This window comes from Demequina sp. NBRC 110051 (assembly GCF_002090055.1).
In the GTDB taxonomy this organism is placed as follows: Bacteria; Actinomycetota; Actinomycetes; order Actinomycetales; family Demequinaceae; genus Demequina.
The window spans coordinates 224454-250262 of the sequence record NZ_BBRH01000007.1; the positions used below are offsets into that span (position 1 = coordinate 224454).

The window sequence follows — 25809 nt, forward strand, 5'->3', positions numbered from 1 at the left end:
AGCCGCCCTATGAGAGGTAGTCGGCCACCAACTTCTCCGCGAGCCCCACATAGGTGCCGGGCGTGAGCGCGGCCAGGCGCTCCTTCACTTCCGAAGGCAACTCCAACCCGTCGACGAACTCACCAATCGCCGCGGCGTCGATGACGTGCCCACGCGTGAGGTCCTTGAGGCGCTCGTAGGGGTTCTCCATGCCGGGCACGCCCGCGATGGCGGCCGCACGCATCGCCGACTGAATGGGCTCGGCGAGCACCTCCCACGACGAATCCAGATCGGCGGCGAGCGCGGCCTCGTTCACGGACAGGGCGCCCAGACCGCGGCGCACGTTGTCGATCGCGAGCAGCGAGTGGCCGAACGCCACGCCGATGTTGCGCTGCGTGGTCGAGTCGGTGAGGTCGCGCTGGAGGCGCGAGGTGACGAGCGTCGAGGCAAGCGTGTCGAGCAGCGCCGCGGAGATCTCGAGGTTGGCCTCGGCGTTCTCGAACCGGATCGGGTTGATCTTGTGCGGCATGGCCGACGAGCCGATCGCCCCCGCCACGGCCGCCTGCGCGAAGTAGCCCAGCGAGATATAGGTCCACACGTCGGTGGCGAGGTTGTGCAGAATGCGACCGAAGCGGGCGACGTCCGCGTACAACTCGGCCTGCCAGTCGTGGCTCTCGATCTGCGTCGTGAGGGGATTCCAGGTGAGGCCGATGCCCTCCACGAAGGTCCGCGACACGCTCACCCAGTCGGTGCTCGGCACGGCAGCGGTGTGGGCACCGAACGTTCCGGTCGCGCCGTTGATCTTGCCCAGGTACTCCTGGCCCTCGATGCGACGAAGCTGGCGGCGCAGGCGGTGCGCGAGCACAGCAAGCTCCTTGCCCAGGGTGGTGGGTGTCGCGGTCTGGCCGTGCGTGCGCGACAGCATGGGGGTGCCGGCCGTCGAGCGGGCGAGGTCGGCGACCTGGGTGACCAGGGCATCGGCCGCCGGAAGCCAGGCCTGCTGGACGGCGCCCTTCACCATGAGCGCGTAGGACAGGTTGTTGATGTCCTCGGAGGTGCACGCGAAGTGGACGAGTTCGGCGAGCGGCGCGAGGCTCGTGCCCTCGATGCGGCGCTTGATGTAGTACTCGATCGCCTTGACGTCGTGGACGGTCACTTTTTCGATCTCGGCGTGCTCGCGGATGCCGTCGGCGCCGAACTCGGCGGGGATGGTGCGAAGTAACGCGATCTCCTCGACCGTGAGGTCGCGCGTGCCGGGCACGGCGGCGGTGGCGCACAGGTGGATGAACCACTCGACCTCGACGAACAGGCGCGCACGGTTCAGCGCGGGCTCGCTCAGGTGGTCGACGAGCGGCGCGGCGGCCGAGCGGTAGCGCCCGTCCAGCGGGGTGAGCGCGATCGCGGGTTGGACGTCGGCGAGGGTCACATACGAGGCGGGGTTCCACTCAGTCACGCGGCCATTGTTCCATGCACAGGCGCGCCCGGGCGGTGGCGCTGTCCACAGCCCACCGGACGGCCGATGCCGTGGTCGGCTGCCGTCCGTAGCGTCGCCCTATGGACGGGGTGAGCGTGCCGGTGCCGCTGTGGCTTCCGGCGTTCGATATCGAGGCGGCGGCCGATGCCGTGGAGGAGGCTCGTCGTCGGCTCGCTTCGGCCGCTGGGGTCGAGTGGGTCTCGGCGGCCGCCGACGAGTTCCGCGCCGAGGTGGAGGGGCTGCAGTGGCGGGTCGAGGCGCTCGCGGGGCATATCGAGGAGGCACGGGTGGCGTGGCGGCTCGCGCAGGATGCGGCGGAACGGGCGGGGCAGTGGTGAGGGCATGAGCGACCCGGTACCCGTAGGCGTGGCGGGCGGTGCCGGCGGGACGCAAGCCGTGACCGAGGACCTCGAGGCGGCCGCACGCGTGGTGGACGATGCTGCCGCCGCGCTCGACGACGTGGCCACGCGCCTGGCACGCGCCGCGGACCTGCTCGCGGAGGCGTTGCCGCGCGCGGGGCCGAGCGTGGCCGGCGCGCTCGCCCGGGCGGACGGTGTGATCGGGATGGCACGGTGGGACGTGGGCGGCGCGGGGGCGCTGTCGCGCGAGGTGGACGACGTCGCCGCGCGCCTGGTGGCGGTGGCGGAGGCGTACGCGCGGGCCGAGGACGCGGCGCGCGGCGGTGTGGGGGTGGTCGAATCGGTGGGTCGCTTTGTGGGGGATGCGGTCGCGACGGTCGGGTGGCTCGCCCGCGCCCGCGCGCTGGTGGGGTGGCGTGCGTCGGTACCGGGCGCCGTCGCGGCCGTCGCGGGCGAGGACCCGGTGGGAGCAGCGCTCACGCCCGATGCGCTGCCACCCATGACCGGCTACGTCAATCGCGGCACGGTCGGGGCCGTCACGGGCACTCTCGACGCCACCGGCCCGCCGTGGCTGCGCCACTACGACCGGATCGTCATTGCCCTGCGGGGGGCCATGACCGGCCTTGAGGCGGTGTTCGAGGATCGGCTCGCGGGCGCGCAGCCCGCCGGGCCGGCGCACCCCTCGGAGGTTCCTCGCCGCATGGAGGCGCTCGCCACGAGCATCGACTCGCTGAGCTACGCGGACACGGGCGTCGTGGCGATCGACCAGCTGACCGGCGAGGACAGTCACGACCGCTATGTGGTGACCATCCCCGGCACGTACGACAACTCCGTCACCTCTATCAACCCGTTCGATTGGCGCAGCAATCTAGACCTCCAGGACGGCGCGGTCGCCGACTCGCTGCGCTTCACGGTGGACTCCATGGAGGCCATGAGGATCCCGCGCGACGCCGAGGTGATGCTCGTGGGCCACAGCCAGGGAGGCATGGTGGCGACGGCCCTCGCGGGCCTCGACGGGATCGAGGAGCGCTTCACCATCACCGACGTCGTCACGTTCGGCTCACCCGTCGCGGACCTGCCGCACCGTGACGGCGTCACCTACGCGCACGTCGAGGACGTCTCAGACACCGTGCCGGCCCTCGACAAGGGAGGCCGTGACGAGGCGGCGAACGTCACCACGTGGTCGGGCGACGCGCGCGCGTCAGGCGACCACGCGATCGCCGCGGCGGCCCTGGGTCCCATCTCGCTGCATGCGATGAGGACGTACCGGGCCACGGCATCGGCCATCGACAAACTCAACGACCCCTCGACCGCCGCCTGGCGAGACGGGGTGCGCGGATACACGCAGTCGGTGAGCGCGCGGCGAAGAGAGTTTAGGCCGGCGCCGGTAAGTCCTGCTCCCGCCCGGCCGGCGAACGTCAGTCCCGATCGGCGCCCGTGAGTCCTCGCACGATGCCCGAGATGATGGTGATGACGAGTGCCGCCACGAGGGTCAGCCAGAATCCGCCCAGCTCGAGCTCGATGCCGTCGAACCAGGTGGTGATCCACGCGCCGATCCACAGCACAAATGCGTTCACTACCAGCGCGAACAGGCCCAGCGTGAGGATGGTGATGGGCAGCGCGAGGATCTGCAGCACGGGCTTCACGGCCATATTCAGCAGGTGCAGGATGATGCCGATGGCTCCGTAGACCAGCGCACGGGTCCACCACTCGCCCTCTCCACCCGTGACGGCGACATCGAGGGGCAGCAGCGTCGCGACCCAGACGGCGACGGCCATGGCGAGCACATTCAGCACAAACCTCATGCGGGCGAGTCTTCCATACGGACCCCAGCCCGCCACCTGGCACCATGTCCTCATGAGTCTTCCCCAGCCCCGGCCCGAGGTCACCGGCCTGCCCGCCTACGTCCCCGGTGCCCGCGGCGACGCCGACCGCCTGCCCCCCGTGAAGCTGTCCTCGAACGAGATCCCCTACCCGCCGCTGCCCTCGGTCGCCGCCGCGATCGCGCGCGTGGGCGACGGGATCCACCGTTACCCGGACATGGGTGCGGTCGCGCTGCACGAGCGGCTCGCCGAGCGCTTTGGCGTCAGCCCCGAGCAGGTCGCCGTCGGCGGCGGCTCGGTCGCGGTGCTGCAGCACATCCTCCAGGCCTACGTGGGAGCCGGCGACGAGGTGCTGTTCGCCTGGCGCTCGTTTGAGGCCTACCCGATCCTCACGTCGATCACCGGCGCCGTGCCCGTCATGGTTCCGGTCACGTCGGACGGCAGGCACGACATCGACGCGATGATCGCGGCCGTCACGGAGCGCACGCGCGTCGTGATGCTGTGCTCGCCCAACAACCCCACCGGCCCTACGCTCACGCGCGAGCAGTTCGCCCGCTTCATGGCAGGCGTGCCGTCGTCGGTGCTGGTGGTGCTCGACGAGGCCTACGTGGAGTTCGTACGGGCGGCCGATGCCGTGGCTGGCCTGGAAGAGCTGGGTCGCCACCCGAACCTCCTGGTGCTGCGCACGTTCTCGAAGGCGTACGGGCTGGCGGGGGCCCGGGTGGGATTCGCGCTGGGCTCGGCGGGCCTGATCGCGCCCGTGCGCGCGTGCGTGACGCCCTTCTCGGTGTCATCCGCGGCTCAGGCCGCTGCGCTCGCCTCGCTCGAGCCCGTGGCCGAACAGGAACTGCTGGAGCGCGTCGAGTCCGTCGTGGCCGAGCGTCCACGCCTGCGCGACGGCCTGCGTGACCTCGGCTGGGACGTGCCCGAGGCCCAGGGCAACTTCGTGTGGCTGCCCGCGGGCGCACGCACCGTGGAGATCGCGGTCGCGCTCGCGGCCCTCGAGCCCGCGGTGCTGGTGCGCCCGTTCGCCGGCGAGGGCATTCGCGTGACGGTCGGCTCGGCCGTCGAGAACGACGCGGTGCTCGCAGCGATGGAGGCGCATCGGGGTGCCTGACGGTGCCTGCTGTAATCTTGGGGCGTGTTTCGCCGCCATCGCGCCTTCGTAGGCGCTGAGAATTGCGCCGCGACCCTAGGAGACACGTGACCCCCACCGACTATGAGGCGATCGCGCGCGACGCGGGCCTCGAACGCGTTGGCGCCCGCCCGCCGCTAGGCCAGTACCTGGCCGAGATGTGGCACCGGCGCGCCTTCGCAACCTCCCTGGCGAAGTTCCGCGTCCAGGCCCAGGTGAGCGAAAACCGCCTGGGTCTCGCGTGGATCGTGCTGCGGCCACTCCTGAACGCCGCTCTCTACGGCACGGTCTTCGGCATCATCCTGCCGCGAGACACCCGTCCCGACGACGTCGCCTTCGTGCCGTTCGTTGTGGTCGGCGTGTTCATCTTCGAGTTCTTCTCGAAGTCCTTCTCCGACGGCGCCAAATCGATCACGGGCAATGCGTCGCTGGTGCGGTCGCTGAACTTCCCGCGCATGCTGCTGCCCTTGGCGCAGATCATTCAGCAGGTCATCGAGCTGGTGCCCATGCTGCTGATCCTGGCGGTCATCGTGTTGGGCTTCGGTGCGCCGCTCACGTGGTGGTGGCTCCTCGTCATCCCGGCCATGGTGCTCATGGCGATGTTCAACTTCGGCATCGCGCTCCTCGCGGCTCGTGTCACGGTGCACCTGCGTGACCTCACCCAGGTCATCCCGCTCATCACGCGCCTGTTCTTCTACGCCTCCGGCATCTTCTTCTCGCTCGAGGAGGTGCTCGCCGACCAGCCCGCGTGGATGCAGAAGGTCGCGGAGCTCAACCCCGTGCACGCGTACATCACCATCGTGCGTGACATCATGCTCGGCGGCCACAACGCCCCGGGCTGGATGTGGGCCGTCGCCGCCATTGCCGGTGTCGTCACCATGGCGGTGGGCATCGTGTTCTTCTGGCGCGCGGAGGAGAGGTACGGCCATGACTGATCAGCTCGGCAACCCGACCGTCGTGGTCGACGACCTCCACATCAAGTACAAGACGTTCACCTCGGGTAAGAAGGCGTCGCAGAACCGCGCGCTGCTGACCCGCCAGCGCGGCATCCGCGTGGTGCACGCGCTCAAGGGCGTGTCCTTCGTGGCGCGTGAGGGCGAATCCATCGGCGTCATCGGCCACAACGGCTCCGGCAAGTCGACGCTCATGCGCGCGATCTCTGGACTCATCGCCCCGGCGCAAGGCCAGGTGTTCGCCTCGAGCCGTCCCGCGCTGCTCGGTGTCAACGCCGCGCTCATCCCGTCGCTCTCGGGCGAGAAGAACGTCATCCTCGGCGGTCTCGCCTTGGGACTCACGCCCCAGCAGATCGAGGCGAAGTACCCGGAGATCGTGGACTTCGCCGACCTCGACGAGTTCATCGACCTGCCCATGAAGAGCTACTCCTCCGGTATGTCGTCGCGACTGCGTTTCTCGATCGCGGTCTCGCGTGAGCACCAGATCCTGCTGGTGGACGAGGCGCTTGCGGTGGGCGACAAGGGCTTCCGTCAGAAGAGCGAGGCGCGTATCAGGGCGATGCGCGAGCAGGCCGGCACGGTGTTCCTGGTGAGCCACTCCATGAAGTCCATCCTCGACACCTGCAACAGGGTGCTGTGGATCGACCACGGAAACCTCAAGATGGACGGCGACCCCGAAGAGGTCGTGAAGGCCTACCAGGCCTCCAAGTAGACACCTGATCGCAACCGGCCGTTCAGGTCGCTGTGCTGTGCTGTGCCCATGGCACGAGTCGGATGGGTTGAGTCACCTCTCCAGTTGGTGAACGCGGTCGAGTATGCGGCCGCCGTCGGCGACCCCGTGCACCTGTGCCTGCGGGCGGGTGTGGCGCAGCTGGGCGACACGGGCCGGCTGTTCGCGCCCAGCCTCCCGCGCGGCGTCACCATGTCCGGACCGTGGAGGTCTGCGACTCGGTCGCCGATGACGACGGCGCGCAGGCGCCTGATCGGCGACGCGAACTCGGGGCAATTGCGAGCGCTCACCACATTCACCGGTGCTCAGGACCTCGTCGTGGTGGACGACGGCTCGGGCACCTTGTCCCTGGCGCGCCGCCTGGCTCGTGGATTGCCGCTCGCGCGTCACGGCAAGCAGGAGTCCTCGCTTCACCGGGTGCTCGGCGCCGCGGCCTCGGTGCGCATGCGTACGGCCGCCGAGGACGGCCGCCTCACGGTTTTTACGGCCTATCCGGAGGCCGATGCCGTCAGTGCCTTGCGTACGCTCGGCGCCACCGTGGTGCGCAACGACTACTCGTGGCTGAGATCCAGCGCGTTCGCCACGGAGGCGGCGGATGCGGAGCACGTCGTCGTGGGCTCGGCCCTCGTCGACGACGGCTATCTCGACGGCGACGCCTATGCGGCGTGGCTTGCCGACCTGGCGCGCGAGGGTGCGGTCACCTACCTTCCTCACCGTCGTGAGCGGCGCGAGTCGCTCAGCCGGTGGGCCCAGATTGACGGCGTCGAGGTGCGTCGCCCTGTCTTGCCGATCGAGATCCTGATCGCCGGCATGCCCGGTGTGCGGCGCGTCACGACCCTTCCGTCCTCGGTGGTCGCGACGCTCTCCACGCTGCTGGATGCATCCGTCGACCTCGACGTCACCCACGTGCCGGAGCAGTGGTTCACGTCGCGCGCTGACCATTCGGTGCGAGAGCTGCTCGAGGACGTCGTGAACCGGGGGCGATCGCGTGCCGCCGCGTAAGGGGCGGGTTGTCGCCGTCATCCCTGCACGCGGCGGCTCCAAGGGAGTGCCGGGCAAGAACGTCGCCCGCGTGGGCGGTGTCCCCCTCGTCTCCCGCGCCGTTGCGGCCGCCCGCGCGGCCCATGGCATCGACGACGTGTACGTCTCCACCGATGACGCGCCGATCGCCGAGGCGGCGCTCGCCGCCGGCGCGCGGATCGTCGACCGCCCTGCTGACATCGCGGGCGACCTCGCCAGCAGCGAGGACGCGCTCCTGCACGCCCTCGACGTGATCGGGGCCGAAGGGCCCCCGGTGGGGGTGCTCGTGTTTCTCCAGGCCACCTCGCCGTTTATCGACGCGGACGCGCTGGGCCGCGCGGTCGCGCGCGTTGCCCAGGGCGACGAGGACGCAGTGTTCTCCGCCTACGAGACCCACGGATTCCTGTGGCGGCTGACGCCGCAGGGCGCCGAGGGGGTGAACCACGACAAGTCCTTCCGTCCGCGTCGCCAGGACCGCGAGGCGCAGTTCCAAGAATCCGGGGCCTTCTACGTGATGGACGCCGCCGGGTTCCGTGAGGCCCGCCACCGGTTCTTCGGACGCGTGGGGCTCGAGCAGGTCGACGCGATCGCCGGGCTGGAGATCGACGACCCCCACGAGCTGGAGGCGGCGCGAGCTCTTGCGCCGCTGCTCGACAGCCACGGCATCGGCCCCATCGACGCGCTGGTGATGGACTTCGACGGGGTTCACACAGATGACCTCGCGGAGGTCCATCAGGACGGCTCGGAGGCCGTCACGGTGAGCCGCAGCGATGGGATGGGACTCGCGATGCTGCGCGACGCCGGCCTGCCCATGCTCATCCTGAGCAAGGAACGCAACCCCGTCGTCGAGGCCCGCGGTCGAAAGCTAGGTATCGAGACGGTGTACGGCGCTGACGACAAGGTGAACATCCTGCGGCAGTGGAGTGAACATCGCGGGTTTTCGCTGTCGAAGGTTGCGTACGTGGGAAACGATGTGAACGACGTGGAAAGCATGGCCTCGGTCGGCTGGCCCGTCACCGTCCCAGACGCCCACCCAGCGGCGCGCGCCGTGGCCAGGGTCCACTTGACCCGACCCGGTGGGCGCGGAGCACTCCGCGAGCTCGCGGAGATGATTTTGACCACTCGTGAAGGAGCATGACATGGCTGAAGCAGTACAGATCGGCGCCCACAAGGTAGGACCCGGCCAGCCGGTCTACGTGATCGCGGAGATCGGACTCAACCACAACGGTTCGGTCGACAACGCCCTGCGTCTGATCGACGTCGCCATCGAGGCCGGTTGCCAGGCGGTGAAGTTCCAGAAGCGCACGCCCGAGATCTCCACCCCGGAGCACATGAAGGACACCCCGCGCGACACCCCGTGGGGCACCATGACCTACCTCGAGTACCGCTACAAGGTGGAGTTCGAGAAGGACGAGTACGCGCAGATCGACGCCTACTGCAAGGCGCGTGGCATCGACTGGTTCGCCTCGCCGTGGGACGAGCCCGCCGTGGACTTCCTTGAGGAGATGGACACCGTCGCGTACAAGATCGCCTCGGCATCCGTCACGGACCTGGGCATGCTGCGCCGCATCAAGGAGACCGGCAAGCCCGTCATCCTGTCGACCGGCATGTCGACCATCGAGCAGATCGACACCGCTGTGGAGACGCTCGGCACCGACAACCTGGTGATCCTGCACGCCACGTCGACCTACCCGCTTCCTCCTGAGGAAGCGAACCTCCTCATGATCCCCACGCTCGCGGAGCGCTACGGCCTGCCCACGGGCTACTCGGGTCACGAGCCGGGCCTGCAGATTTCCGTCGCCGCGGTTGCCCTGGGCGCCGTCGCCGTGGAGCGCCACATCACGCTCGACCGCACCATGTGGGGATCGGACCACGCCGCCTCGCTCGAGCCCGGCGGCCTCAAGACGCTCGTGCGTGACATTCGCATCATCGAGCAGGGCCTCGGCGATGGCGTGAAGCGTGTGTTCCCCGGTGAGCTCGCTCCGCTGAGCAAGCTGCGCCGGGTCGGTGCGTAAGCACCCGCACCGCACGATCACGTTCGCTGCTGGGGTCGCCGCGCCTGCGCGGTGGCCCCAGCGTTCGCAGGGCGCGCGGCAGTCATGACGCGTCCTGACATCACAGTCATCGTGCCGGTGCTGAACGGCGAAGACGTCCTGGGGGTCACGCTCGAGAGCCTGGTGCGCCAGCAAGAGAGCGTCCCACGGCTCCAGGTCATCGGCATCAACGATGGCTCCACCGACCGCACCGGCGACGTCTTCGCGCATTATGCGAAACGGATCGACGACCTCACGGTCATCACCCACGACGAGCCGGCGGGGCTGGCCTCGGCACGCAACCGCGGGCTCGAGGCCGCCGAGGGCGACCGCCTGGTGTTCCTCGACGGCGACGACTGGCTCGCACCGGGCCGGCTGTCCACGCTCGCCGGCCACCTCGACACGCTCGGATGCGACTTTGTGCGCACGGACCACCTCATCGCACGCGGCAGGTCCCGCGTGAGGCACACCGTCCCGTTCTTCCCTCGCGGCGAGGTCCGCTCGCCGCGCACGGCCATCGGCCCGCACGACCACGCCACGATGGTCGACTACCCGTACGCATGGGCCGGGATGTTTACCCGCCGCATGCTCGAGCGCGGGCTGCTCCATTTTCATGAGGGCCTCGCGACCGCCGAGGACCGTCCGTGGATCTGGCGACTACACCTGCAGGCGGACACCTTCGCAGTGGTGGATGCGCCGCCGCTGTTCTATCGACGCGGCAGCGCCACCTCGCTCACGCAGATCCTCGACGCCAGACAGCTCGACTTTTTGCGCGCCTTCGACCTCGCCCGCGACGTCGTCGAGGCCGACCATGAGGCGCCGCTTTGGCGCTCCAAGTTCGTGCGCCAGATGTCGGCGATCGCCGCACATCACCTGGGGCGTGCCTCGCGTATGGCGCGGCCCTTGCGTCGCGAACTCGACACTGGCGTGCGAGCACTCTTCGCCTCTGTCGACCCGGAGGTTCTCGCGCAGCAGTGGACGGAGTTCTCTCCGTCGCGGCGAGACCGACTCCGCAAGCACGTCCCCGCCGAGATCCGCAGGAGTGTGAAGCGATGATCCAGCTCGTGATGGCCTCCACCTTGTTTAGCGCGATGACCGCCGCCGCCGCGATCGACGAGGGTCTCCTGGGGCCGCGGGACACCACCCGCATCCTCGTGGTGTCCAACAATGCCGCGGTCCCGGAGGTGGTGCAGCCCCTGCACCGGATCCCTGGCTCCGACACGGTGCTCGAGAGGTTCGACCGCGTCGTGGACCTCAACGAGGCGCTCGTCCAGGCACACCCCAGCTCGTGGCGCCCGCGCCACGATGACCTCGCCATGCATCAGCAGCATTTCCGCTCCCTGTGGGGGCTGGGCACTGAGACGGTGCAACTGGTGACCGAATCCCTTCACGTGCCGCCCGCCTCGAGCCTCGCCCGCATCTTCGGCGACAGCGAGCTGGTCGTCCTGAGCGAAGGGCTCATGAGCTTTGGGCCTACACGCTTCACCCAGCCCCCGCAGGTGGCCCAGCGCATCGCCTCGCTGGTCTACCTCGAGCTTGTCGCCGGGCTGAGGCCGCTGTTGTTCGAGGAACTCGACATTCCTCACCGGCCGGTGTCGATGGACGCGTTCCGCGTGGTGGTCAATGAGATGGCCGAGGTGTGTGCGCCCGCCATCGACGCCGCCGTGCCGCCCTCAGACGTGCCCACGGCGATCGTGTTTGGGCAATACCTGTCCGCGCTGGGCCTGTGGACGCCCGAGGAGGAAGAGGCCGCGCACATCGGCATGATGCGCACGGCCTATGACAAGGGCGCGCGGCGCATCGTGTTCAAGCCCCATCCGGCCGCCTCGCCCGCACTCCTCAATACCTACCGGGACGCGGCCGAGTCTTGGGGTGCGCAGTTCGTGACGTGGGAGGACGGGACACCGGCGGAGGTGTTGCTGGCTCGCGTGCCCTGCGTCGTCATCGTCGCGGGATTCTCGACGGTCCTCGTCACGGCGCGGGCACTGTTCGGCACCCCCATCGAGTCGTACGCGACCGAGGAACTCCTCGGAAGCCTGACCCCGTTCCAGAACAGCAATCGTGTGCCGGTCACCATTGTCGACGCGTTGACGCGCCATGCCGAGGACTACGGGGCCGTCGAGAGCCTCCAGTCGCTCGTCGTGGCGGTGAGTTACGCCATGCAGGCGCGCCACCTGGATCACAGGCGCGAGGAGGCCGTCGCGACGCTCGCTCAGATGCCGAGCGCGGACCGGCATCGGTACTTCTATCGCAAGCGCCTCACGGCACTCGACCTGCCCGGAGGCGCCGCGTCCGGGAGGTTCACCAGGACGCTACGCCGGTGGGGACGCAGGCTCCCCGCCTCGTGGCGCCGCCGGCTCGCGTGGTGACCACGGGCCGCCCGCGCCACGCTCATCTCGACACCGGTCGTAGGGTCGAACCGTGAAGGCCCTCGTCGTGGCGGATTCCGACTCGTACCTGAAGTGGGCGGTGTCGCGGGCCCTCGATCTGCCCGCCAGTTGGGACGTCGAGGTCGTCGTGGTCGCCAACGCCGTGACCCCGAGCCCGCAACAGCGCCACGATGCGGTCGCCGGGAGGTGGCCCGAGGTCGCGGTCGTCGACGTGCAGGACGTGGGACGGCGGGTCTCTTCGGGAGTGGACATCCTGCTGCTGGCGTGCCGAGGCCCGCTCATCGGTCACCTGTTCTCCACGGTGTTGGCCGATGCCTCGCGACGTCCCGTCGTCGCGGCGGGGATTCCGGGCTTGTGGTTCCCGCCCACCGAGCGCGGTCTCGCGTTTCGCGCGGAGGTGGACGTGATGATTGTCCATAGCGAGCGCGAAAGGGACGCGGGTCGAGCGCTTGTTAGGCACGGGGCCCACCAGTGGGGACTCGCCAGCCTCGCCGTCGCCACAGCCCGGCCGGCCCCCGCAGAACGCACCGATGCGCGCGATGGAGCGTTGGTCTTCGCGCCCCAGGCCTTGGTGCCGCGCACCGTAGCGGACAGGCGACGGCTGCTGGACGCCCTGATCGACACCGCCCGCGCGCACCCCGACGTGCCCGTGGTGATCAAGCTGCGCGGCGGAGAGGACGAGGCTCAGACCCATCGCGAGTTCGCGTCCTTTCCGCAGCTAGCCGACGAGGCCGGGCCGCTTCCGGCGAACCTGCAGTTTGCCCGTGGCGCCCTGGCCGATCACCTCGATGGCGCGCTCGGCCTCGTCACGGTCAGCTCGACGGCCGCACTCGAGGCGATTGCCGCGCGTGTGCCGACGCTCATCATCGGGGACTTTGGGGTCGACGAGGAAAACCTCAACATCGTGTTCGCCGGGAGCGGCCTGGTCGGCACGTTGGATGACGTGCGCGCGCTGCGGCTTTTCGAGCCGCACCAGGAGTGGCTCGCCGCCAACTACTTTCATGACGCCCAGGCCTCCGACTGGGTTGCCACCGTGGAGGCGCTCGCGGTCGATCCAGCCGCACGCGAGCGGCTGCGCCGGGAGCGGCCCGCACTGCAGCGCGCTCGCGGGACCCGCGCGGTCCTCGCGCGCGCCAGGCGAAGGGCTCAGGCGCTGGGCGCCGCGGATGTGTGGTGGAGGCGCGCCGCCATGAGCGCTCTCCGAGGGGTATCGGCCGTGGTGCGGCGGACGCCCCAGACGTCCGACACGGGCCCCTCATCTTGAAACCTACGGTGCCGTAGCCTACGCTTGCGTAAGTTACGACCGGAGGCGCCGATCCCGTGCCACGGTCCGTGCGGAAGGAGGCACCCGTGGCCGCAGGAGGACCCCTCTCCACCGATGATCTGGTGCAGCTGCTCACCCCAGCAGGCGAGCGCATAGGCCACCAGCAGTTCGACGCCTACGCGTCCCACCTCACACCCGAGGAACTGCGCGCCATGTGGCGCGACATGACCCTGGTGCGCGCCTTTGACAAGGAGGCCACGAGCCTGCAGCGTCAGGGCGAGCTGGGGCTGTGGGTGCAGTCGTGGGGCCAGGAGGCGGCGCAGATCGGCTCGGGCCACGCGCTGAACTCCCAGGACTTCGTCTTCCCCAGCTACCGCGAGCACGGCGTGGCCCACACGCGCGGGGTGGACCTGGTCGAGGTGCTGCGCATCTTCCGCGGCCTCCAACACGGCGCATGGACGCCCGCGGATCACAACTTCCACCTCTACACGCTGGTGATTGGCTCGCACGCCCTGCACGCCACCGGCTACGCGATGGGTCTCACCAAGGACGGCCTGGTCGCCACGGGCGACCCCGCGAAGGATGCGGCCGTCGTCGCGTACTTCGGCGACGGCGCCACGAGCCAGGGAGATGTCGCCGAGGCGCTCACGTTCGCCTCCGTCTACGACGCCCCCGTGGTGTTCTTCGTCCAGAACAACCAGTACGCGATCTCCGAGTCCGCCACCCGCCAGAGCCGCGTGCCCATCGCCGACCGCGGCAAGGGCGTGGGCATCCCCTCGGTGCGCGTCGACGGCAACGACGTCATCGCCTCTCACGCGGTGACCCGCTGGGCCCTCGAGCACGCGCGCAGCGGCCAGGGCCCCGTCCTTATCGAGGCCTTCACCTACCGTATGGGCGCCCACACCACCTCGGACGACCCCACCCGCTACCGGCCCAAGGCCGAAGAGCAGCTGTGGGCCGAGCGCGACCCGATCGCCCGCTTGGAGGCACACCTCGAAGCGGCCGGCGAGCTCCCCGACGAGTTCCGGGCTGAGGTCGAGGCCCAGGCGAAGGCGCTCGGCGAGCGCACTCGCACCACCGTGCGCGGCTGGACCAAGCCCGACACCCTCGGCATGTTCGACCACGTCTATGCCGAACCCCATGCCAGCGTGGAGGCGGAGCGCGCGTGGTTCGACCGCTACCAGCGTTCCTTCGCGGATCAGGAGGCGACCCGATGACGACCCTCGACGAGCGTCCGGCGACGGCGCGTACGCAGCACGCCGCGGCATCGGGCTCCGGTGCGCGCGCCGAGCGACCCGCGCCCACCACCATGACCATGGCCGGCGCGATCAACGCGGGCCTGCGCGCCGCGATGGAGCGTGACCCCAAGACGCTGCTGATGGGCGAGGACATCGGCGCGCTCGGCGGCGTGTTCCGCGTCACCGACGGCCTGCACAAGGACTTCGGCGACGACCGCGTCATGGACACCCCGCTCGCGGAGTCAGGCATCGTCGGCACGGCGATCGGCATGGCGATGCGCGGATACCGTCCTGTGATCGAGATTCAGTTCGACGGTTTCATTTTCCCCGCGTACGACCAGATCACCACGCAGCTGGCGAAGATGCACTACCGCTCGGGCGGAGCCATCCAGCTGCCCGTGGTCATCCGTGTGCCGTTCGCCGGTGGCATCGGCGCGGTCGAGCACCACTCCGAGAGCCCCGAGGCGCTGTTCGCGCACACCGCGGGCCTGCGCATCGTGTCGCCGGCCACCCCGCAGGACGCGTTCGACATGATCCAGCAGGCGATCGCGTCGCCCGACCCGGTGATGTTCTTCGAGCCCAAGGCGCGCTACTGGGACAAGGGCGAGGTCGACACGACTCGCGTGAAGGCCCAGCTCGACACGGCAGCCGGCGCCTCCACCGGCACCGCCGAGATGTCCCGCGCACGCGTGGCCCGCGAGGGATCCGACGTCACCGTCGTCTCCTACGGCCCCACCGTGCGCCTCGCCCTCCAGGCCGCGCAGGTGGCCGCCGGCGACGGCACCGACATCGAGGTCATCGACCTGCGCTCCATCTCGCCGCTCGACTCCGACACCGTCGTGAAGTCCGCGCGCAAGACGGGCCGTGTGGTGGTGGTCCACGAGGCGCCCACGTCCTTCGGCTCCGGCGCCGAGCTGTCCAGTCGCGTCCACGAGCAGGCCTTCTTCCACCTCCACGCGCCCGTGCTGCGCGTGGGCGGCTTCTCCACGCCCTACCCTGGGGCCGTCTTCGAGCACGACTACTTGCCCAGCCTCGACCGCGTTCTCGACGCCGTCGACAAGGTCATGGCCCACTGAGGGGAACGCCGATGCCTACCTACCAGCAGTTCAACCTGCCCGACGCCGGCGAGGGCCTCACCGAGGCAGACATCGTCACGTGGTCGGTCGCCGTCGGCGACACCGTCGAGGTCAACCAGCCCATCGTCGAGATCGAGACCGCCAAGTCCCTCGTCGAGCTCCCCAGCCCCTTCTCTGGCGTCGTGACCCGCCTGCTGGTCGACGAGGGTGAGACCGTCGAGGTCGGCGTGCCGATCCTCGAGGTCGACGTGGACCCCGACGGCGAGGCTCCCGCGGAGCCTTCCGCTCCCGTTCAGACGGCCGATGCCGTGGCCGAGCAGCCGTCGCCGGTCGCCCAGGAATCGGCGCAGGATTCCGCGCACGCTTCCGCACCGGCGGCGCCCAGCGCCGCTGCCGCGGCGCCTGCCGCGCCCGCCGAGGAAGGCTCCGGAGCGGTGCTGGTGGGCTACGGCGTCAAGGCCGGATCGGCGACGCGCCGCGAGCGCGTCGAGGGCTCGCTCGAGCCCATCGGCGGCGCCGAGGCCGGGGCTGAGTACCCGGTGCTCGCCAAGCCTCCGGTGCGCAAGCTTGCCAAGGAGCTCGGCGTCGACCTCACCACCGTCACCCCGTCGGGCCCCGGCGGGCTCGTGACGCGCGAAGACGTCGAGCAGCAGGTGAAGGCCACGGCCGCCCAGACGCTCGCGACCTACGCGGGCGACGACCAGCCGTGGCTCGCGTCCGGCACCACCACGCGCGACGGGCGCTCGACCCGCGTGCCCGTGAAGTCGGTGCGCAAGCGCACGGCCGAGGCGATGGTGCAGTCCGCCTTCACCGCCCCGCACGTCACCGAGTTCCTGACGGTCGACGTCACCGAGACGATGAACCTCGTCGCGCGCCTCAAGCAGGACCGCGACTTCGCCGACGTGCGTGTCACGCCCCTGCTCATCGTGGCGAAGGCGTTGCTCCTCGCGGTTCGCCGTCACCCCGAGGTCAACGCGAGCTGGGACGACGAGGCGCAGGAGATCGTCTACAAGCACTACGTGAACCTCGGCATCGCCGCCTCGACCCCGCGCGGGCTCGTGGTGCCCAACATCAAGGACGCTCACCGCCTGCCGCTGCACGCGCTCGCGGTCGAGCTGCAGGACCTGACTGCTCAGGCTCGCAACGGCTCGACCTCGCCGCGCGCCATGAACGACGGCACGGTCACGATCACGAACATCGGCCCGCTCGGGATCGACACGGGTACGCCGATCCTCAACCCCGGCGAATCCGCAATCCTCGCCTTCGGCGCGGTGCGTCAGCAGCCGTGGGTGCACGAGGGAGAGATCGCCGTGCGGTGGGTGACCACGCTCGCGCTGAGCTTTGATCACCGCCTGATCGACGGCGAGCTGGGTGCGCGCGTGCTGGCCGACGTGGGTCGCGTGATGCAGGACCCCAGCCAGGGTCTCGTCTGGGCATGACCGCGCCCGCCGGAGCCCCCGCGACTGGGGGCGGCTCCGGCGTGGTCCGCTCGCGCGTCGCGATCCTTGCCTCCGCGCAGCTGATCGCCGGCGTGGGGGTGAGTTCGGCGATCGCCGTGGGCGGTTTGCTGGCCGAGGAGATCTCCGGCACCGCGTCCTTCTCCGGCCTGCCGCAGACGGCGAACGTGCTGGGCGCGGCGGTGATGGCCGTGCCGCTGGCGCGCCTCGCCGGTCGGGCGGGCCGTCGCACGGCGCTCGCCTCGGGCTTCGCCCTCGCCGCCGTCGGCGCGGCCGTCGCGCTGCTGTCCGCGGCCGTCGCGTCTCTGCCGTTGCTCATCCTGGGCTGCCTCCTCCTTGGCGCCGGCATGGCAGCCGGGTTGCAGGCACGCTTCGCCGCGACCGATGGGGTCTCGGACCGCCGCCGCGGCATCGTCCTGTCGATCGTCGTATGGGCGTCCTCGCTCGGCGCCATCGTGGGGCCCAACCTCATCGACCCCGGCACGCGGGTGGGTCAGGCGCTCGGCATCATCCCGCTGGGAGGGTCGTGGGTGTTCGCCCTTGCGGCGTTGCTGGTAGCCGCCGCCATCATCGTCCTGCTGCTGCGCGGGGTGCGCCCCGCGAGCGCGCCGCCGCGGCGCCGGATCCGCGTGACGCTGCAGAGCCTCCTGGCCCACCCCGACGGACGCTTGGGGCTTGTGGCCATGGCGAGCGGGCACGCGGTGATGGTGGGCGTCATGGCCATGAGCAGCGTGCATCTGCACGGCCACGGCTCCACGCTGACGTTCATCGGCATCGTCATCAGCGCGCACGTCGCGGGCATGTACATGCTCGCGCCGCTGTTCGGGTGGCTGACGGATCGCTGGGGCGCGCGTGCGGTCGTGGGTCTCGGCGCCGGCGTGCTGCTCGCGGGATGCGCCGGTGCGGCGACGTCGGGACTGATGGATCAGGGACACGGCTCGCACCGCGCCGCCGAGGTCTGGGCCACCGTGGGCCTGGTGCTGATTGGGTTCGGGTGGTCGGCCGTCACCGTCGCGGCGGCCACCCTCATCGCCGTCCTGTCCCACCACGGCGACGCGGCTCCCACGGACATTCAGGGCGTCGCCGACCTCACCATGGGGCTCGCGGGCGCGAGCGCGGGAGCCCTCTCGGGCGTCGCCCTCGCGCAACTGGGTTACACGGGCCTCGCGATCGCGGGCGCGCTGCTGCTCCTCCCGCTCGCCTGGGCGCTGATGAGGCGGCCAGCCGCAGCCACCGTCACGAGCCCCAGCTGACCTCCACGGGTAGGCCCACGAACTCGCCATAGGGCTCGAAAGCCTTCTGAGCCGCCGCACGCTCGCGTGTCCCCAGCCTCACGAGCGGCTCGACCTCGACCACGCACCGCGTCGCCTTCAGCGACCGCTTCCACGTGCCGACTACGCGGCCGGCGCGCACCAGCGTCGCGCGGAACACGCCGTTGCTCCCCGGCACGACGGCGTCCAGGTGGCCGTCGTCCAGGAACGCCGAGCGGTCCCCGTAGCCCAGCATGTACTCGTCGAAGCCCGGCGGGATGACCCAACCCCCGGCCGGTGCGACCCCTCCGGCGAGCGACGCCGCCACGTCACCCGACACGAGCATGGGCCCGTCCTCCGTCGCGACCTCGACCACGTCCTCACCGGCCCCGACCACGCCCGCGCGGCAGTCGCGCACGCCCAGGCCCGTCCACCGCGCCAGGTCCTTCACGTTCACGGGGCCGTGGGAGCGCACGTAGCGCCGAGCGATCTCGGCGAGCGCCTCTTCGTGGCCGAGGTCGCGCTGGTGCGGCGCCCACTCGTCGAGCAGCACGAACGTCTGCTCCTTGCCGACGTTCGGGGCGATGCAGGTCAGCCCCACCTGGGAGGCGTACCAGAGCAGGTGGTAACCCACCTGTCCCGGCGCCTCGATGCCGGCCGCCGCGACGGCCTCGAGGCACGCGGCGCGGGTGAGTCGACCCCCGCCGGCGAGGGCCTCTACCAACGCCGCGTTGGATCGCGTCACGGTGTCCTCGTCGATCCCCAAGAAGGCACGTCGCCTGGCCGCATCGCGCAGGGGTTTGACGCCCATCAGGGTGAGCATCCAGCGGGCATCGGCGGACGGCACCAGGTGGACCGTGCCGCGCATAGGCCAGGTGCGCAGCGCCTCACGCCGTTCGAGCGCTGACTCGACCACCGCCTGGGTGACGGAACCTGGTGGCCCGGCCGTGGCATCGGCCGCCTGCAGTCGCATCCCGAGCGACCACAGGCCGCTCGAGAGATCCTGCGCCTGCATGGCCCCGAACCACGTCACGGCGTCCCCGACCGACGCGAACCGCTCGCCGTGCAGGCGCAGGGCCCTCATGCGCAGGGACTGGATCTCGGGACGCGTGAGCATCAGGCCACGCTAGCCTCGCCCTATGACATCGGCGAGGGACGAGGGATGAGCCTCGAGGACTGGACGGCGCGTGAGCCGGACGACCTCGAGGCCGTCGCGGCCGAGGCGCGCCGGTGGGCAGACAGCGCCGCCGACTCCCCGCTGTACCGGCTCTTCGCGCTGTCGATCGCCGAGGATCCGGACATGCTCGCCGTGCTCGCGCGCATCCCCGGCGTGCCGCCGATGAACCTCCTGCTGGGCTCCGTCAAGCTCCACCTCAGCGCCGGCGATCCCCTCGCCGCCTGGTACCCGCACCTTGCGCCGCGGCCGCTCGCGCCGTCCCGCGAGGCGTACCTCGCCCTACGCTCGCACGTCCTCGAGACGGCCGATGCCGTGGTCGCCCAGGCGAGCGGGCGGCGGACCCAGACCAACGAGACCGGACGCGCCGCCGTGTTGTTGCCCTGGGTCGCTGCCTTCGCGGGGGACGAGCCCGTGCACGCCATCGATGTGGGGGCATCGGCCGGGCTCAACCTCGGCCTGGACCGCTTCTCGTACCGCTACACCTGGGAGGGCGGCGCCACCACCCTGGGTCGCGGCGCGCCCACCCTCGAGTGTGAGTGGCGCGGCGACGGACCACCCCTGAGCGCGCTGCCCATGCTCGCGAGCCGCACCGGCATCGACATCCATCCCGTCGACGCGGCCGATCCCGACCAGGCCGCGTGGCTCGAGGCGCTCGTGTGGCCCGAGCATCAGGATCGCCTGGAGCGCCTGCGCGCGGCCATCGAGACGCGGCGCGACATCGACGTGGCGATGATCGCGGGAGACGCGGCGCAGGTGCTTGCGGAGGTCGAGGCGGGCCTACCGCCCGGGCCCCTGGTGATCTGGCACACGGTCGCGCTCTACCAGGCGCCGCCGGAGGTGCAGGAGCGGATCGATGCCGCCGTCGTGGGTATTGCCCGGCACCGGCGGGTTCTGCGACTCGGAATGGAGCCCGTAAGAGGACTCCCCGACGTGCAGGTGCGCGTGGGGCCGTCGTTCGATGCGGCCCGCACCGTGGCCACCGCGCACGCGCACGGGAGGTGGGTAGAGCCCGCGTACCCTTGACGCATGTCCGTCGACGTCCTCGTCACCCTGACGGGCGCGATCCGTGACATCTTCCTCGGCCTGACGGCCGGCGCCCTCGTGATGCTCGCCGGGGTCGTGCCCTCCTCGCATCGCGCCGCCGACCGCGCCTCGCAGGTCGCGCGCGTAGCCGCGGCCGTCTGGGCGCTCGCGGCGGTGGCGTACATCTTCGTCTCCTACGCCTACATCAGGAACGATGCCGTGGCGCCGGAGCGCTTCGTCGAGGAGGTCTGGTCCTTCGTCACGACGATCGACCTGGGCCAGGCGTATCTCCAGATGGCGCTCGCGGCCGTCGTCGTCTCGGTCCTCGCGGGATTGGTGCGCCGCCCGTCGACGGCTGCCTGGACGCTGGTGCCCGTGGTGTGGGCGCTCGGCTGGCAGGCGCAGACCGGGCACGCCGCCGGCGCGACCGACCATCACCTCGCCACCTCCGCGATGTTCCTGCACCTTGCCGGATCGGCACTGTGGATGGGCGTGCTCGGCGCGCTGTTCTTGATGCGCCGCCCCCTGGGACTCGAGGCCAAGACCGTGGTGCGGCGCAGTTCGCGGATCATGATCTGGGCCGCGGTTGCGCTGATCGTCTCGGGGATCGCGAACGCCTGGATCCGCATGGAGGGGCCAGCGGACCTGGTCACCACCACCTACGGCTGGCTGCTGCTGCTCAAGGTGGCGCTCATGAGCGCCGCGATCGCGCTGGCCGCCGGGCACCGGCGCGTGGCGCTGCCGCGACTCACGGACGCGCACGTGCGCGACCGATTCTGGCGCATCATGACGGTCGATGTCGCGGCAATCGTCGCGGTGATCGCCGTCGCCGCGGTCCTGTCCGGCACGGCGCCCCCGCTTCCGATCGTGGCGCTCGAGGACCCCAGCCCCGCCTACTTCCTCACGGGCTACGAGCTGCCGCCCGCGCCATCGTTCGTGAACTGGATCGGCCTGTGGAGGCTCGAGATCCTCACCGGAGCCGCGATCGTGGCCGCTGGCGTGGTCTACGTGCGTTGGGTGGTGCGCCTGCGCCGACGCGGCGACGCCTGGGCCTGGTGGCGGACGGCCTCGTTCCTCAGCGGCCTCGCGATCATGGTGTGGATCACGCAGGGCGGTCCGGCCGTCTACGGCATGGTGACGTTTTCTGGCCACATGGTGTCGCACATGATGCTCGCGATGCTCGCGCCGCTGCCGCTCACGTTTGGCGCGCCCGTCACGCTGGCACTCAGGGCGCTGCCGCCACGGCGCGATGGCTCGCGAGGGCCGCGCGAGTGGGTGCGCGTGATCGTTGAATCCCGCTTCATGGCGGTGATCTCGAATCCGATCTTTGCGGCCGTGAACTTTGCCGGATCGCTGTTCATCTTCTACTACACGCCGCTGTTCGAGTTCGCGCTGCGCAACCACGTGGGCCACCTGTGGATGATCGCCCACTTCACCCTCGCGGGCTACCTGTTCGCCAACGCCCTCGTGGGTATCGACCCTGGTCCCAAGCGTCCCGCCTATCCCATGCGTGTGGTGTTGCTGTTCGCGACCATGGCGTTCCATGCCTTCTTCGGGGTGGCGCTCACAAGCTCGGAGGTGCTGCTCGCGCCCACCTTCTTGGGGCTCATGGGCCGCACCTGGGGTCCCGACGCGATCACGGATCAGCAGTATGGCGGCCAGATCGCGTGGGGGATCGGCGAACTTCCCGTGCTCGCCCTCGCGATCGGCGTCATCATCGCGTGGCGCCTGGCCGACGAGAAGGAGAGCCGTCGCAAGGATCGTCAGGCGGAGCGCGACGACGATGCGGAGCTCAGGGCCTACAACGAGATGCTGGCCGAGGCCGCCGACAACGACCGTCGGCTCCGCTAAGTTTCCACAGATTTTGTCCACAGCCTTGTGAAGGAACGGTAAACCCGCACCAACAGTTGTGGAAAAACCTGGGGGAAAGCGGTGGAGGAAAATCTCACTCCGCGCGGGCTTGCATCCGGGTCCGTGGGGGAGTACGACTAGTCGCATCGGATCTTCGTTCGAGCCTCTCCGACATCACCCCGCCAGGGGACTATGCGTGGGGCCTCAAGGGGGTAGGGTCGCCATGAGCGGCGGCAAAACCCCTGGTCAGGCGCCATTTGCGGAGGGGCCGACGCGGAGTGAAGGGCGATCAGGACAACGGGAGACCACGGACGCCACCGCCGCCCAGGCGAGGGTGATCCGCCACTGCGGGTGACGGCGCAGGGTCTCGCGGCCCCGGTCGTCGGTCGAGAGGGCGCCTGTCCACAGGGGAGGCGTAGCCGGAGCGTCAATCACGGCCATCGGCCTGAGGAGTTATCCCCAGGAACGTAAACTCTCGGTCCACGGCAAGGCCCCCCGGACCCGAATTCCGGGGGGCCTTCGCCTTGCCTGGACCGCGCGAGATCCGCGGCTGCCACGACAGTAGGCGAGCCCCGCACGGGCCCCCGGGACCGACACGCGGATCTGCCCGCCCCTCATTTCTCTGAGGAGGCCGCGGGCGTACGGTGGTGAACGACGCCGCAGATCCGCGAGAGTTCCGAGGGAGCAGCGCATGCCAGACCCGCGACACGACGACACGACGATGGCCGATCATGGAGCGCCCACCGAGGTGCTCGACGTGAGCGAGGCGCGTGCCGACACGGGCGCTGACGATGGTGCGGCCGACGGCGGGGCCGGCTCGTCCGGGTCGTGGATGGGCCCTGCGGCGTGGGTCACGGGGGCCATCGGGCTGTGGCACGCGGCGATCCCGCTGGGCCATCTCGGCATCGCGGCCGCCAAGCGCGGCGACGTGAGCAGGCGGGGCTTCGCCGTCGCCGGCACGATCCTGGGCTACGTGGGGCTCCTCATCACCGCGCTATTGCTGTGGGTGGTGGTCCGGGGACCGCTCCCGGAGACCGTCGACGCCTACGCCCACCACGACGTGGTCGAGGTCGGCAATGCGGTGGGAGCCGCCCTCGCGGCCGACGAGTCCCTCCCCGCCGTCGAGGCCGCCGCGAGCGGGTACGTGGTGGGAGAGACCGCCGTCACGGGTCTCCTCGAGACGCAGCGCACCGTGAGCCTCACGCCCGTCGCAGGCACTGGCTGGTGCGTGCAACTCGACTACGTGGGCGGCACCGTCGGCTCGTGGTCGTTCGACTCCGCCGAGGGTGTGACCGAGGGCGGCACCTGCGCGGCAGGATAAGCGCTACCCCGCGAGCGTCGACCCGTCACCGAGCGTGCGGGGCTCGCCCTCGTCGGCAAGCGATGCATCGCCGGTGACCGTCACGTTCTCGCCGAAGGACCAGTCGCCCTTCACCGTCAGCGATGTGGCGGCCTTGAGCGACGGAGCCCCGTGCGGGAAGTGGGCGTCGAAGGCGGACACCGTCTTGTAGTGCTTCGAGTCGAGGTCGATGAGCGGCGCCTTCTCGACCGCGAGCCGCAGCCCCGCGTCATCGCCCAACTCGTAGGCGTCCGAGCGCAGCAGCAGCAGATCGTTGGTGGTCTTTACGGGAAGGAACCGCTCGCGGCCCACCACGATGGCCGTCGCGCCCTCGAACACCTCGATCGCGGCGCCCATGGCGGATTCGAGCTGGTACACCTTGGGGGAGGTGCCGTCAGTGGGGTCCACGGTCTTCTCGTTGCGGATGAGTGGCAGTCCCAGGACCGCGCCGCGCTCGGTCAGCGCCTTCTTGATGGCGACCAGGTCGAACCACAGGTTGTTGGTGTGGAAGAACGGGTGGCGGAACTCGTCGGTGAAGTAGTCCATCTCCTCGGGCGCGGTCTGCGCGGTGTCGCGCAGGATCAGCTGCCCGTCGGCCTTGCGGATGGCGAGGTGGCCGCCCTTGCGGTCGGCCGGGGTGCGCGGGCACAACTCGGCGGCGTAGGGGGCGCCGGACTGGGCGAACCAGCCCGCGATCTGTGCGTTCGGTACGGCCCCCAGGTTGTCCGAGTTCGACACGCTCGCGTACAGGAAGCCCGCGTCGAGGAGGGCGTCGAGGACGCCGGAGGACAGCAGCGCGGTGTAGATGTCGCCGTGGCCGGGAGGGCACCACTCGAGGCTGGGGTCGGCGGGCCAGTCCACCGGCGTGAGGTCGTCCACGCGGATCTTGGGCTCGCGGTTCTGGAGGAAGTCGAGCGGCAGGCCCTCGACCTCGATGCCGCGGTGCGCGGCGAGTGCCTCGAGCGAGTCGTCCTGGGTGCGGAACGAGTTCATCAGCACCAGCGGCAGGCGAGCGCCGTACGCCTCACGGGCATGCAGGACCTGGGCGGCGATGATGTCGAGGAAGGACTTGCCGTCGCGCACGGGCAGCAGCGACTTGGCCTTGTCCATGCCCATCGACGTGCCCAGGCCGCCATTGAGCTTGATGACGGCGGTCTTCTGGATCGCGGCAGCAGCCGCGTCATCCGAGATCTCGACATCCGCCAGCTTGTCGGGATCCAGTAGCGGCTCGATGGTGTCCTCGAGCACCAGGCCGGTCGCGCCGGCCTCGAGCTCCCCATAGTAGTGCGTGAAGACGTCGATGGCCGCCGGGGCGACGCCGGCGTCACGCATCTTGTTCTGGGCCTGGGCGAGTCCGTCTGCGCTCATGGCGTCCAGCGTAGCCGGGGCGCGCGAGAGTAGTCTCGCAGGCGGCTGTCCACGGAAGGGGAACGATGAGTGAACGCCGCTGGCCGCGCAGCGTCTATGGCCTGGGTGACGAGCCCGATGCGCGCTTCTCCATGGCGAACGAGCGCACGTTCCTCGCGTGGATTCGCACTGCCATGGCCTTCATCGCCGGTGCGGTGGCCCTCGAGGCGCTCGCCGCGCCCCTTGATCCCACCCTCCGACTGATTGCCTCGTTGCTGTTGGTCGCGACGGGCATTGTGCTCATCGCGGAGGCGTGGTGGGGATGGATGCGCACCGAGCGGGCGCTGCGCCAGAACGCGCCCATGCCGGCGCCGCTGTCCGCGCTGCCCGCCGCGGTAGGCCTGCTCGTCGTCGCCATCCTCGTGGGAGCGGGCCTGGTGGTGGGGGCGCTGGCGTGACGATGCCCGCGGGGGAGGGGCTGTACGCCGAGCGAACGGCACTCGCGTGGCGTCGCACCATCCTCGCCATCGCCACGGGAACGGCCATCGCCGGTCGCTATCTTGGGGCGGGCAGCACGTGGCTCGGCGTTGTGCTGCCGCTTGCCGCGCTGGTGGGGGGAGGCATCCTTCTCGCCCTGACAACGAGGCGCCTGCACGCCTTGTCGGATGCGCTCAACACACCGGCACAGGCGGGGCGTCGTGTGCCGATGCCGACCGCAAGGGTGCTGGCGGTGCTCGCGGCCGCCTGCCTGGTGATCGGCGTGGGGGCGGCGGCGTTCATCCTGGGCGCGTGAGTGATCGCGCGTCCTAGGAGCCGATGAGTGCCCGGTTTCGCGAGAAAACGTGCACTGGATGACTCGCAGGGAGCAGCGCAGAAAAAAGAGCGGGTGAC

At 70.2% G+C, this 25809-nt stretch carries 24 protein-coding genes; 20 read left to right on the top strand and 4 right to left on the bottom strand.

Going from position 1 to position 25809, the window contains the following annotated elements:
• Positions 1-7: 7 nt before the first annotated feature.
• Positions 8-1432, bottom strand: coding sequence for an adenylosuccinate lyase (gene purB / locus B7K20_RS02585; protein WP_084099997.1), 1425 nt, complete (start codon positions 1430-1432; stop codon positions 8-10).
• 101 nt (positions 1433-1533) lie between these two features.
• Here purB and B7K20_RS02590 point away from each other — a divergent pair, with 101 nt between their 5' ends.
• Positions 1534-1791: a hypothetical protein gene (locus B7K20_RS02590; protein ID WP_144018496.1), complete on the top strand. Its 258-nt coding sequence runs from the start codon at positions 1534-1536 to the stop codon at positions 1789-1791.
• 4 nt (positions 1792-1795) lie between these two features.
• On the top strand, positions 1796-3253 hold the full coding sequence (locus tag B7K20_RS02595) for a hypothetical protein (protein ID WP_084100000.1): 1458 nt from the start codon (positions 1796-1798) through the stop codon (positions 3251-3253).
• Here B7K20_RS02595 and B7K20_RS02600 read toward each other — a convergent pair.
• On the bottom strand, positions 3231-3617 hold the full coding sequence (locus tag B7K20_RS02600; protein ID WP_159449301.1) for a phage holin family protein: 387 nt from the start codon (positions 3615-3617) through the stop codon (positions 3231-3233). The genes B7K20_RS02595 and B7K20_RS02600 overlap by 23 nt on opposite strands.
• Positions 3618-3669: 52 nt before the next feature.
• Between B7K20_RS02600 and hisC the strand changes: the two genes are divergently transcribed.
• From hisC to B7K20_RS02665, 13 genes are all read left to right on the top strand, one after another.
• Positions 3670-4752 (top strand): histidinol-phosphate transaminase, encoded by a 1083-nt coding sequence (hisC, locus tag B7K20_RS02605; protein ID WP_084100004.1) that lies wholly within the window; start codon positions 3670-3672, stop codon positions 4750-4752.
• 86 nt (positions 4753-4838) lie between these two features.
• Positions 4839-5705 carry an ABC transporter permease gene (locus B7K20_RS02610; RefSeq protein ID WP_200809011.1) on the top strand — a complete coding sequence of 289 codons (867 nt, stop codon included), beginning with the start codon at positions 4839-4841 and terminating at the stop codon, positions 5703-5705.
• Positions 5698-6435 (top strand): ABC transporter ATP-binding protein, encoded by a 738-nt coding sequence (locus B7K20_RS02615; protein WP_084100006.1) that lies wholly within the window; start codon positions 5698-5700, stop codon positions 6433-6435. The genes B7K20_RS02610 and B7K20_RS02615 overlap by 8 nt, the downstream gene beginning before the upstream one ends.
• A gap of 48 nt (positions 6436-6483) precedes the next feature.
• Positions 6484-7455, top strand: a complete 972-nt coding sequence (locus B7K20_RS02620) for a hypothetical protein (protein WP_144018498.1) — start codon at positions 6484-6486, stop codon at positions 7453-7455.
• Entirely contained in the window at positions 7442-8611 is a 1170-nt protein-coding gene (locus B7K20_RS02625; protein WP_084100010.1) for an acylneuraminate cytidylyltransferase, read from the top strand. The genes B7K20_RS02620 and B7K20_RS02625 overlap by 14 nt, the downstream gene beginning before the upstream one ends.
• Position 8612: 1 nt before the next feature.
• The gene (locus tag B7K20_RS02630) at positions 8613-9488 is read left to right on the top strand and encodes an N-acetylneuraminate synthase family protein (RefSeq protein ID WP_084100012.1); all 876 of its coding nucleotides are present in this window, start codon (positions 8613-8615) and stop codon (positions 9486-9488) included.
• 84 nt (positions 9489-9572) lie between these two features.
• A complete protein-coding gene (locus B7K20_RS02635) occupies positions 9573-10562 on the top strand; it encodes a glycosyltransferase family 2 protein (protein ID WP_084100014.1) in 990 nt (329 codons plus the stop codon).
• A complete protein-coding gene (locus B7K20_RS02640) occupies positions 10559-11875 on the top strand; it encodes a polysialyltransferase family glycosyltransferase (RefSeq protein WP_084100015.1) in 1317 nt (438 codons plus the stop codon). The genes B7K20_RS02635 and B7K20_RS02640 overlap by 4 nt, the downstream gene beginning before the upstream one ends.
• A 52-nt stretch (positions 11876-11927) precedes the next feature.
• Positions 11928-13160 (top strand): DUF6716 putative glycosyltransferase, encoded by a 1233-nt coding sequence (locus tag B7K20_RS02645; protein WP_084100017.1) that lies wholly within the window; start codon positions 11928-11930, stop codon positions 13158-13160.
• A gap of 86 nt (positions 13161-13246) precedes the next feature.
• Entirely contained in the window at positions 13247-14377 is a 1131-nt protein-coding gene (pdhA, locus tag B7K20_RS02650) for a pyruvate dehydrogenase (acetyl-transferring) E1 component subunit alpha (protein WP_084100019.1), read from the top strand.
• Positions 14374-15474 (top strand): alpha-ketoacid dehydrogenase subunit beta, encoded by a 1101-nt coding sequence (locus B7K20_RS02655; protein ID WP_084100021.1) that lies wholly within the window; start codon positions 14374-14376, stop codon positions 15472-15474. Before pdhA ends, B7K20_RS02655 begins: the two co-directional genes overlap by 4 nt.
• An 11-nt stretch (positions 15475-15485) precedes the next feature.
• Complete coding sequence (locus B7K20_RS02660) at positions 15486-16913, top strand: dihydrolipoamide acetyltransferase family protein (RefSeq protein WP_084100023.1); 1428 nt, start codon at positions 15486-15488, stop codon at positions 16911-16913.
• A complete protein-coding gene (locus tag B7K20_RS02665) occupies positions 16910-18184 on the top strand; it encodes an MFS transporter (protein ID WP_084100025.1) in 1275 nt (424 codons plus the stop codon). Before B7K20_RS02660 ends, B7K20_RS02665 begins: the two co-directional genes overlap by 4 nt.
• Here B7K20_RS02665 and B7K20_RS02670 read toward each other — a convergent pair.
• On the bottom strand, positions 18168-19298 hold the full coding sequence (locus tag B7K20_RS02670; protein ID WP_144018499.1) for a winged helix DNA-binding domain-containing protein: 1131 nt from the start codon (positions 19296-19298) through the stop codon (positions 18168-18170). The two genes, B7K20_RS02665 and B7K20_RS02670, sit on opposite strands and share 17 nt — an antisense overlap.
• Positions 19299-19343: 45 nt before the next feature.
• Between B7K20_RS02670 and B7K20_RS02675 the strand changes: the two genes are divergently transcribed.
• From B7K20_RS02675 to B7K20_RS02685, 3 genes are all read left to right on the top strand, one after another.
• A complete protein-coding gene (locus tag B7K20_RS02675; protein ID WP_084100027.1) occupies positions 19344-20381 on the top strand; it encodes a DUF2332 domain-containing protein in 1038 nt (345 codons plus the stop codon).
• 3 nt (positions 20382-20384) lie between these two features.
• Positions 20385-22232, top strand: a complete 1848-nt coding sequence (locus B7K20_RS02680; RefSeq protein ID WP_084100029.1) for a cytochrome c oxidase assembly protein — start codon at positions 20385-20387, stop codon at positions 22230-22232.
• Between the two features lie 691 nt (positions 22233-22923).
• Positions 22924-23553: a DUF4190 domain-containing protein gene (locus tag B7K20_RS02685; RefSeq protein ID WP_084100031.1), complete on the top strand. Its 630-nt coding sequence runs from the start codon at positions 22924-22926 to the stop codon at positions 23551-23553.
• Between the two features lie 3 nt (positions 23554-23556).
• Here B7K20_RS02685 and B7K20_RS02690 read toward each other — a convergent pair whose 3' ends face one another.
• On the bottom strand, positions 23557-24939 hold the full coding sequence (locus B7K20_RS02690; RefSeq protein WP_084100033.1) for a UTP--glucose-1-phosphate uridylyltransferase: 1383 nt from the start codon (positions 24937-24939) through the stop codon (positions 23557-23559).
• A 65-nt stretch (positions 24940-25004) separates the two neighbouring features.
• On the opposite strand from B7K20_RS02690, the gene B7K20_RS02695 reads away from it, so the two are divergent.
• Both B7K20_RS02695 and B7K20_RS02700 read left to right on the top strand, forming a co-directional pair.
• Positions 25005-25376, top strand: a complete 372-nt coding sequence (locus tag B7K20_RS02695; RefSeq protein ID WP_084100035.1) for a YidH family protein — start codon at positions 25005-25007, stop codon at positions 25374-25376.
• A gap of 2 nt (positions 25377-25378) precedes the next feature.
• Positions 25379-25711: a DUF202 domain-containing protein gene (locus B7K20_RS02700; protein ID WP_084100037.1), complete on the top strand. Its 333-nt coding sequence runs from the start codon at positions 25379-25381 to the stop codon at positions 25709-25711.
• Positions 25712-25809: the final 98 nt, after the last annotated feature.

Excerpts from the sequence above, each read along its gene's own strand:
- B7K20_RS02590 (WP_144018496.1), top strand. The coding sequence starts at position 1,534 with ATGGACGGGGTGAGCGTGCCGGTGCCGCTGTGGCTTCCGGCGTTCGAT.
- B7K20_RS02595 (WP_084100000.1), top strand. The coding sequence starts at position 1,796 with ATGAGCGACCCGGTACCCGTAGGCGTGGCGGGCGGTGCCGGCGGGACG.
- B7K20_RS02600 (WP_159449301.1), bottom strand. The coding sequence starts at position 3,617 with ATGAGGTTTGTGCTGAATGTGCTCGCCATGGCCGTCGCCGTCTGGGTC.
- hisC (WP_084100004.1), top strand. The coding sequence starts at position 3,670 with ATGAGTCTTCCCCAGCCCCGGCCCGAGGTCACCGGCCTGCCCGCCTAC.
- B7K20_RS02615 (WP_084100006.1), top strand. The coding sequence starts at position 5,698 with ATGACTGATCAGCTCGGCAACCCGACCGTCGTGGTCGACGACCTCCAC.
- B7K20_RS02620 (WP_144018498.1), top strand. The coding sequence starts at position 6,484 with ATGGCACGAGTCGGATGGGTTGAGTCACCTCTCCAGTTGGTGAACGCG.
- B7K20_RS02630 (WP_084100012.1), top strand. The coding sequence starts at position 8,613 with ATGGCTGAAGCAGTACAGATCGGCGCCCACAAGGTAGGACCCGGCCAG.
- B7K20_RS02635 (WP_084100014.1), top strand. The coding sequence starts at position 9,573 with ATGACGCGTCCTGACATCACAGTCATCGTGCCGGTGCTGAACGGCGAA.
- B7K20_RS02640 (WP_084100015.1), top strand. The coding sequence starts at position 10,559 with ATGATCCAGCTCGTGATGGCCTCCACCTTGTTTAGCGCGATGACCGCC.
- B7K20_RS02655 (WP_084100021.1), top strand. The coding sequence starts at position 14,374 with ATGACGACCCTCGACGAGCGTCCGGCGACGGCGCGTACGCAGCACGCC.
- B7K20_RS02660 (WP_084100023.1), top strand. The coding sequence starts at position 15,486 with ATGCCTACCTACCAGCAGTTCAACCTGCCCGACGCCGGCGAGGGCCTC.
- B7K20_RS02665 (WP_084100025.1), top strand. The coding sequence starts at position 16,910 with ATGACCGCGCCCGCCGGAGCCCCCGCGACTGGGGGCGGCTCCGGCGTG.
- B7K20_RS02670 (WP_144018499.1), bottom strand. The coding sequence starts at position 19,298 with ATGCTCACGCGTCCCGAGATCCAGTCCCTGCGCATGAGGGCCCTGCGC.
- B7K20_RS02675 (WP_084100027.1), top strand. The coding sequence starts at position 19,344 with ATGAGCCTCGAGGACTGGACGGCGCGTGAGCCGGACGACCTCGAGGCC.
- B7K20_RS02680 (WP_084100029.1), top strand. The coding sequence starts at position 20,385 with ATGTCCGTCGACGTCCTCGTCACCCTGACGGGCGCGATCCGTGACATC.
- B7K20_RS02685 (WP_084100031.1), top strand. The coding sequence starts at position 22,924 with ATGCCAGACCCGCGACACGACGACACGACGATGGCCGATCATGGAGCG.
- B7K20_RS02690 (WP_084100033.1), bottom strand. The coding sequence starts at position 24,939 with ATGAGCGCAGACGGACTCGCCCAGGCCCAGAACAAGATGCGTGACGCC.
- B7K20_RS02695 (WP_084100035.1), top strand. The coding sequence starts at position 25,005 with ATGAGTGAACGCCGCTGGCCGCGCAGCGTCTATGGCCTGGGTGACGAG.
- B7K20_RS02700 (WP_084100037.1), top strand. The coding sequence starts at position 25,379 with ATGCCCGCGGGGGAGGGGCTGTACGCCGAGCGAACGGCACTCGCGTGG.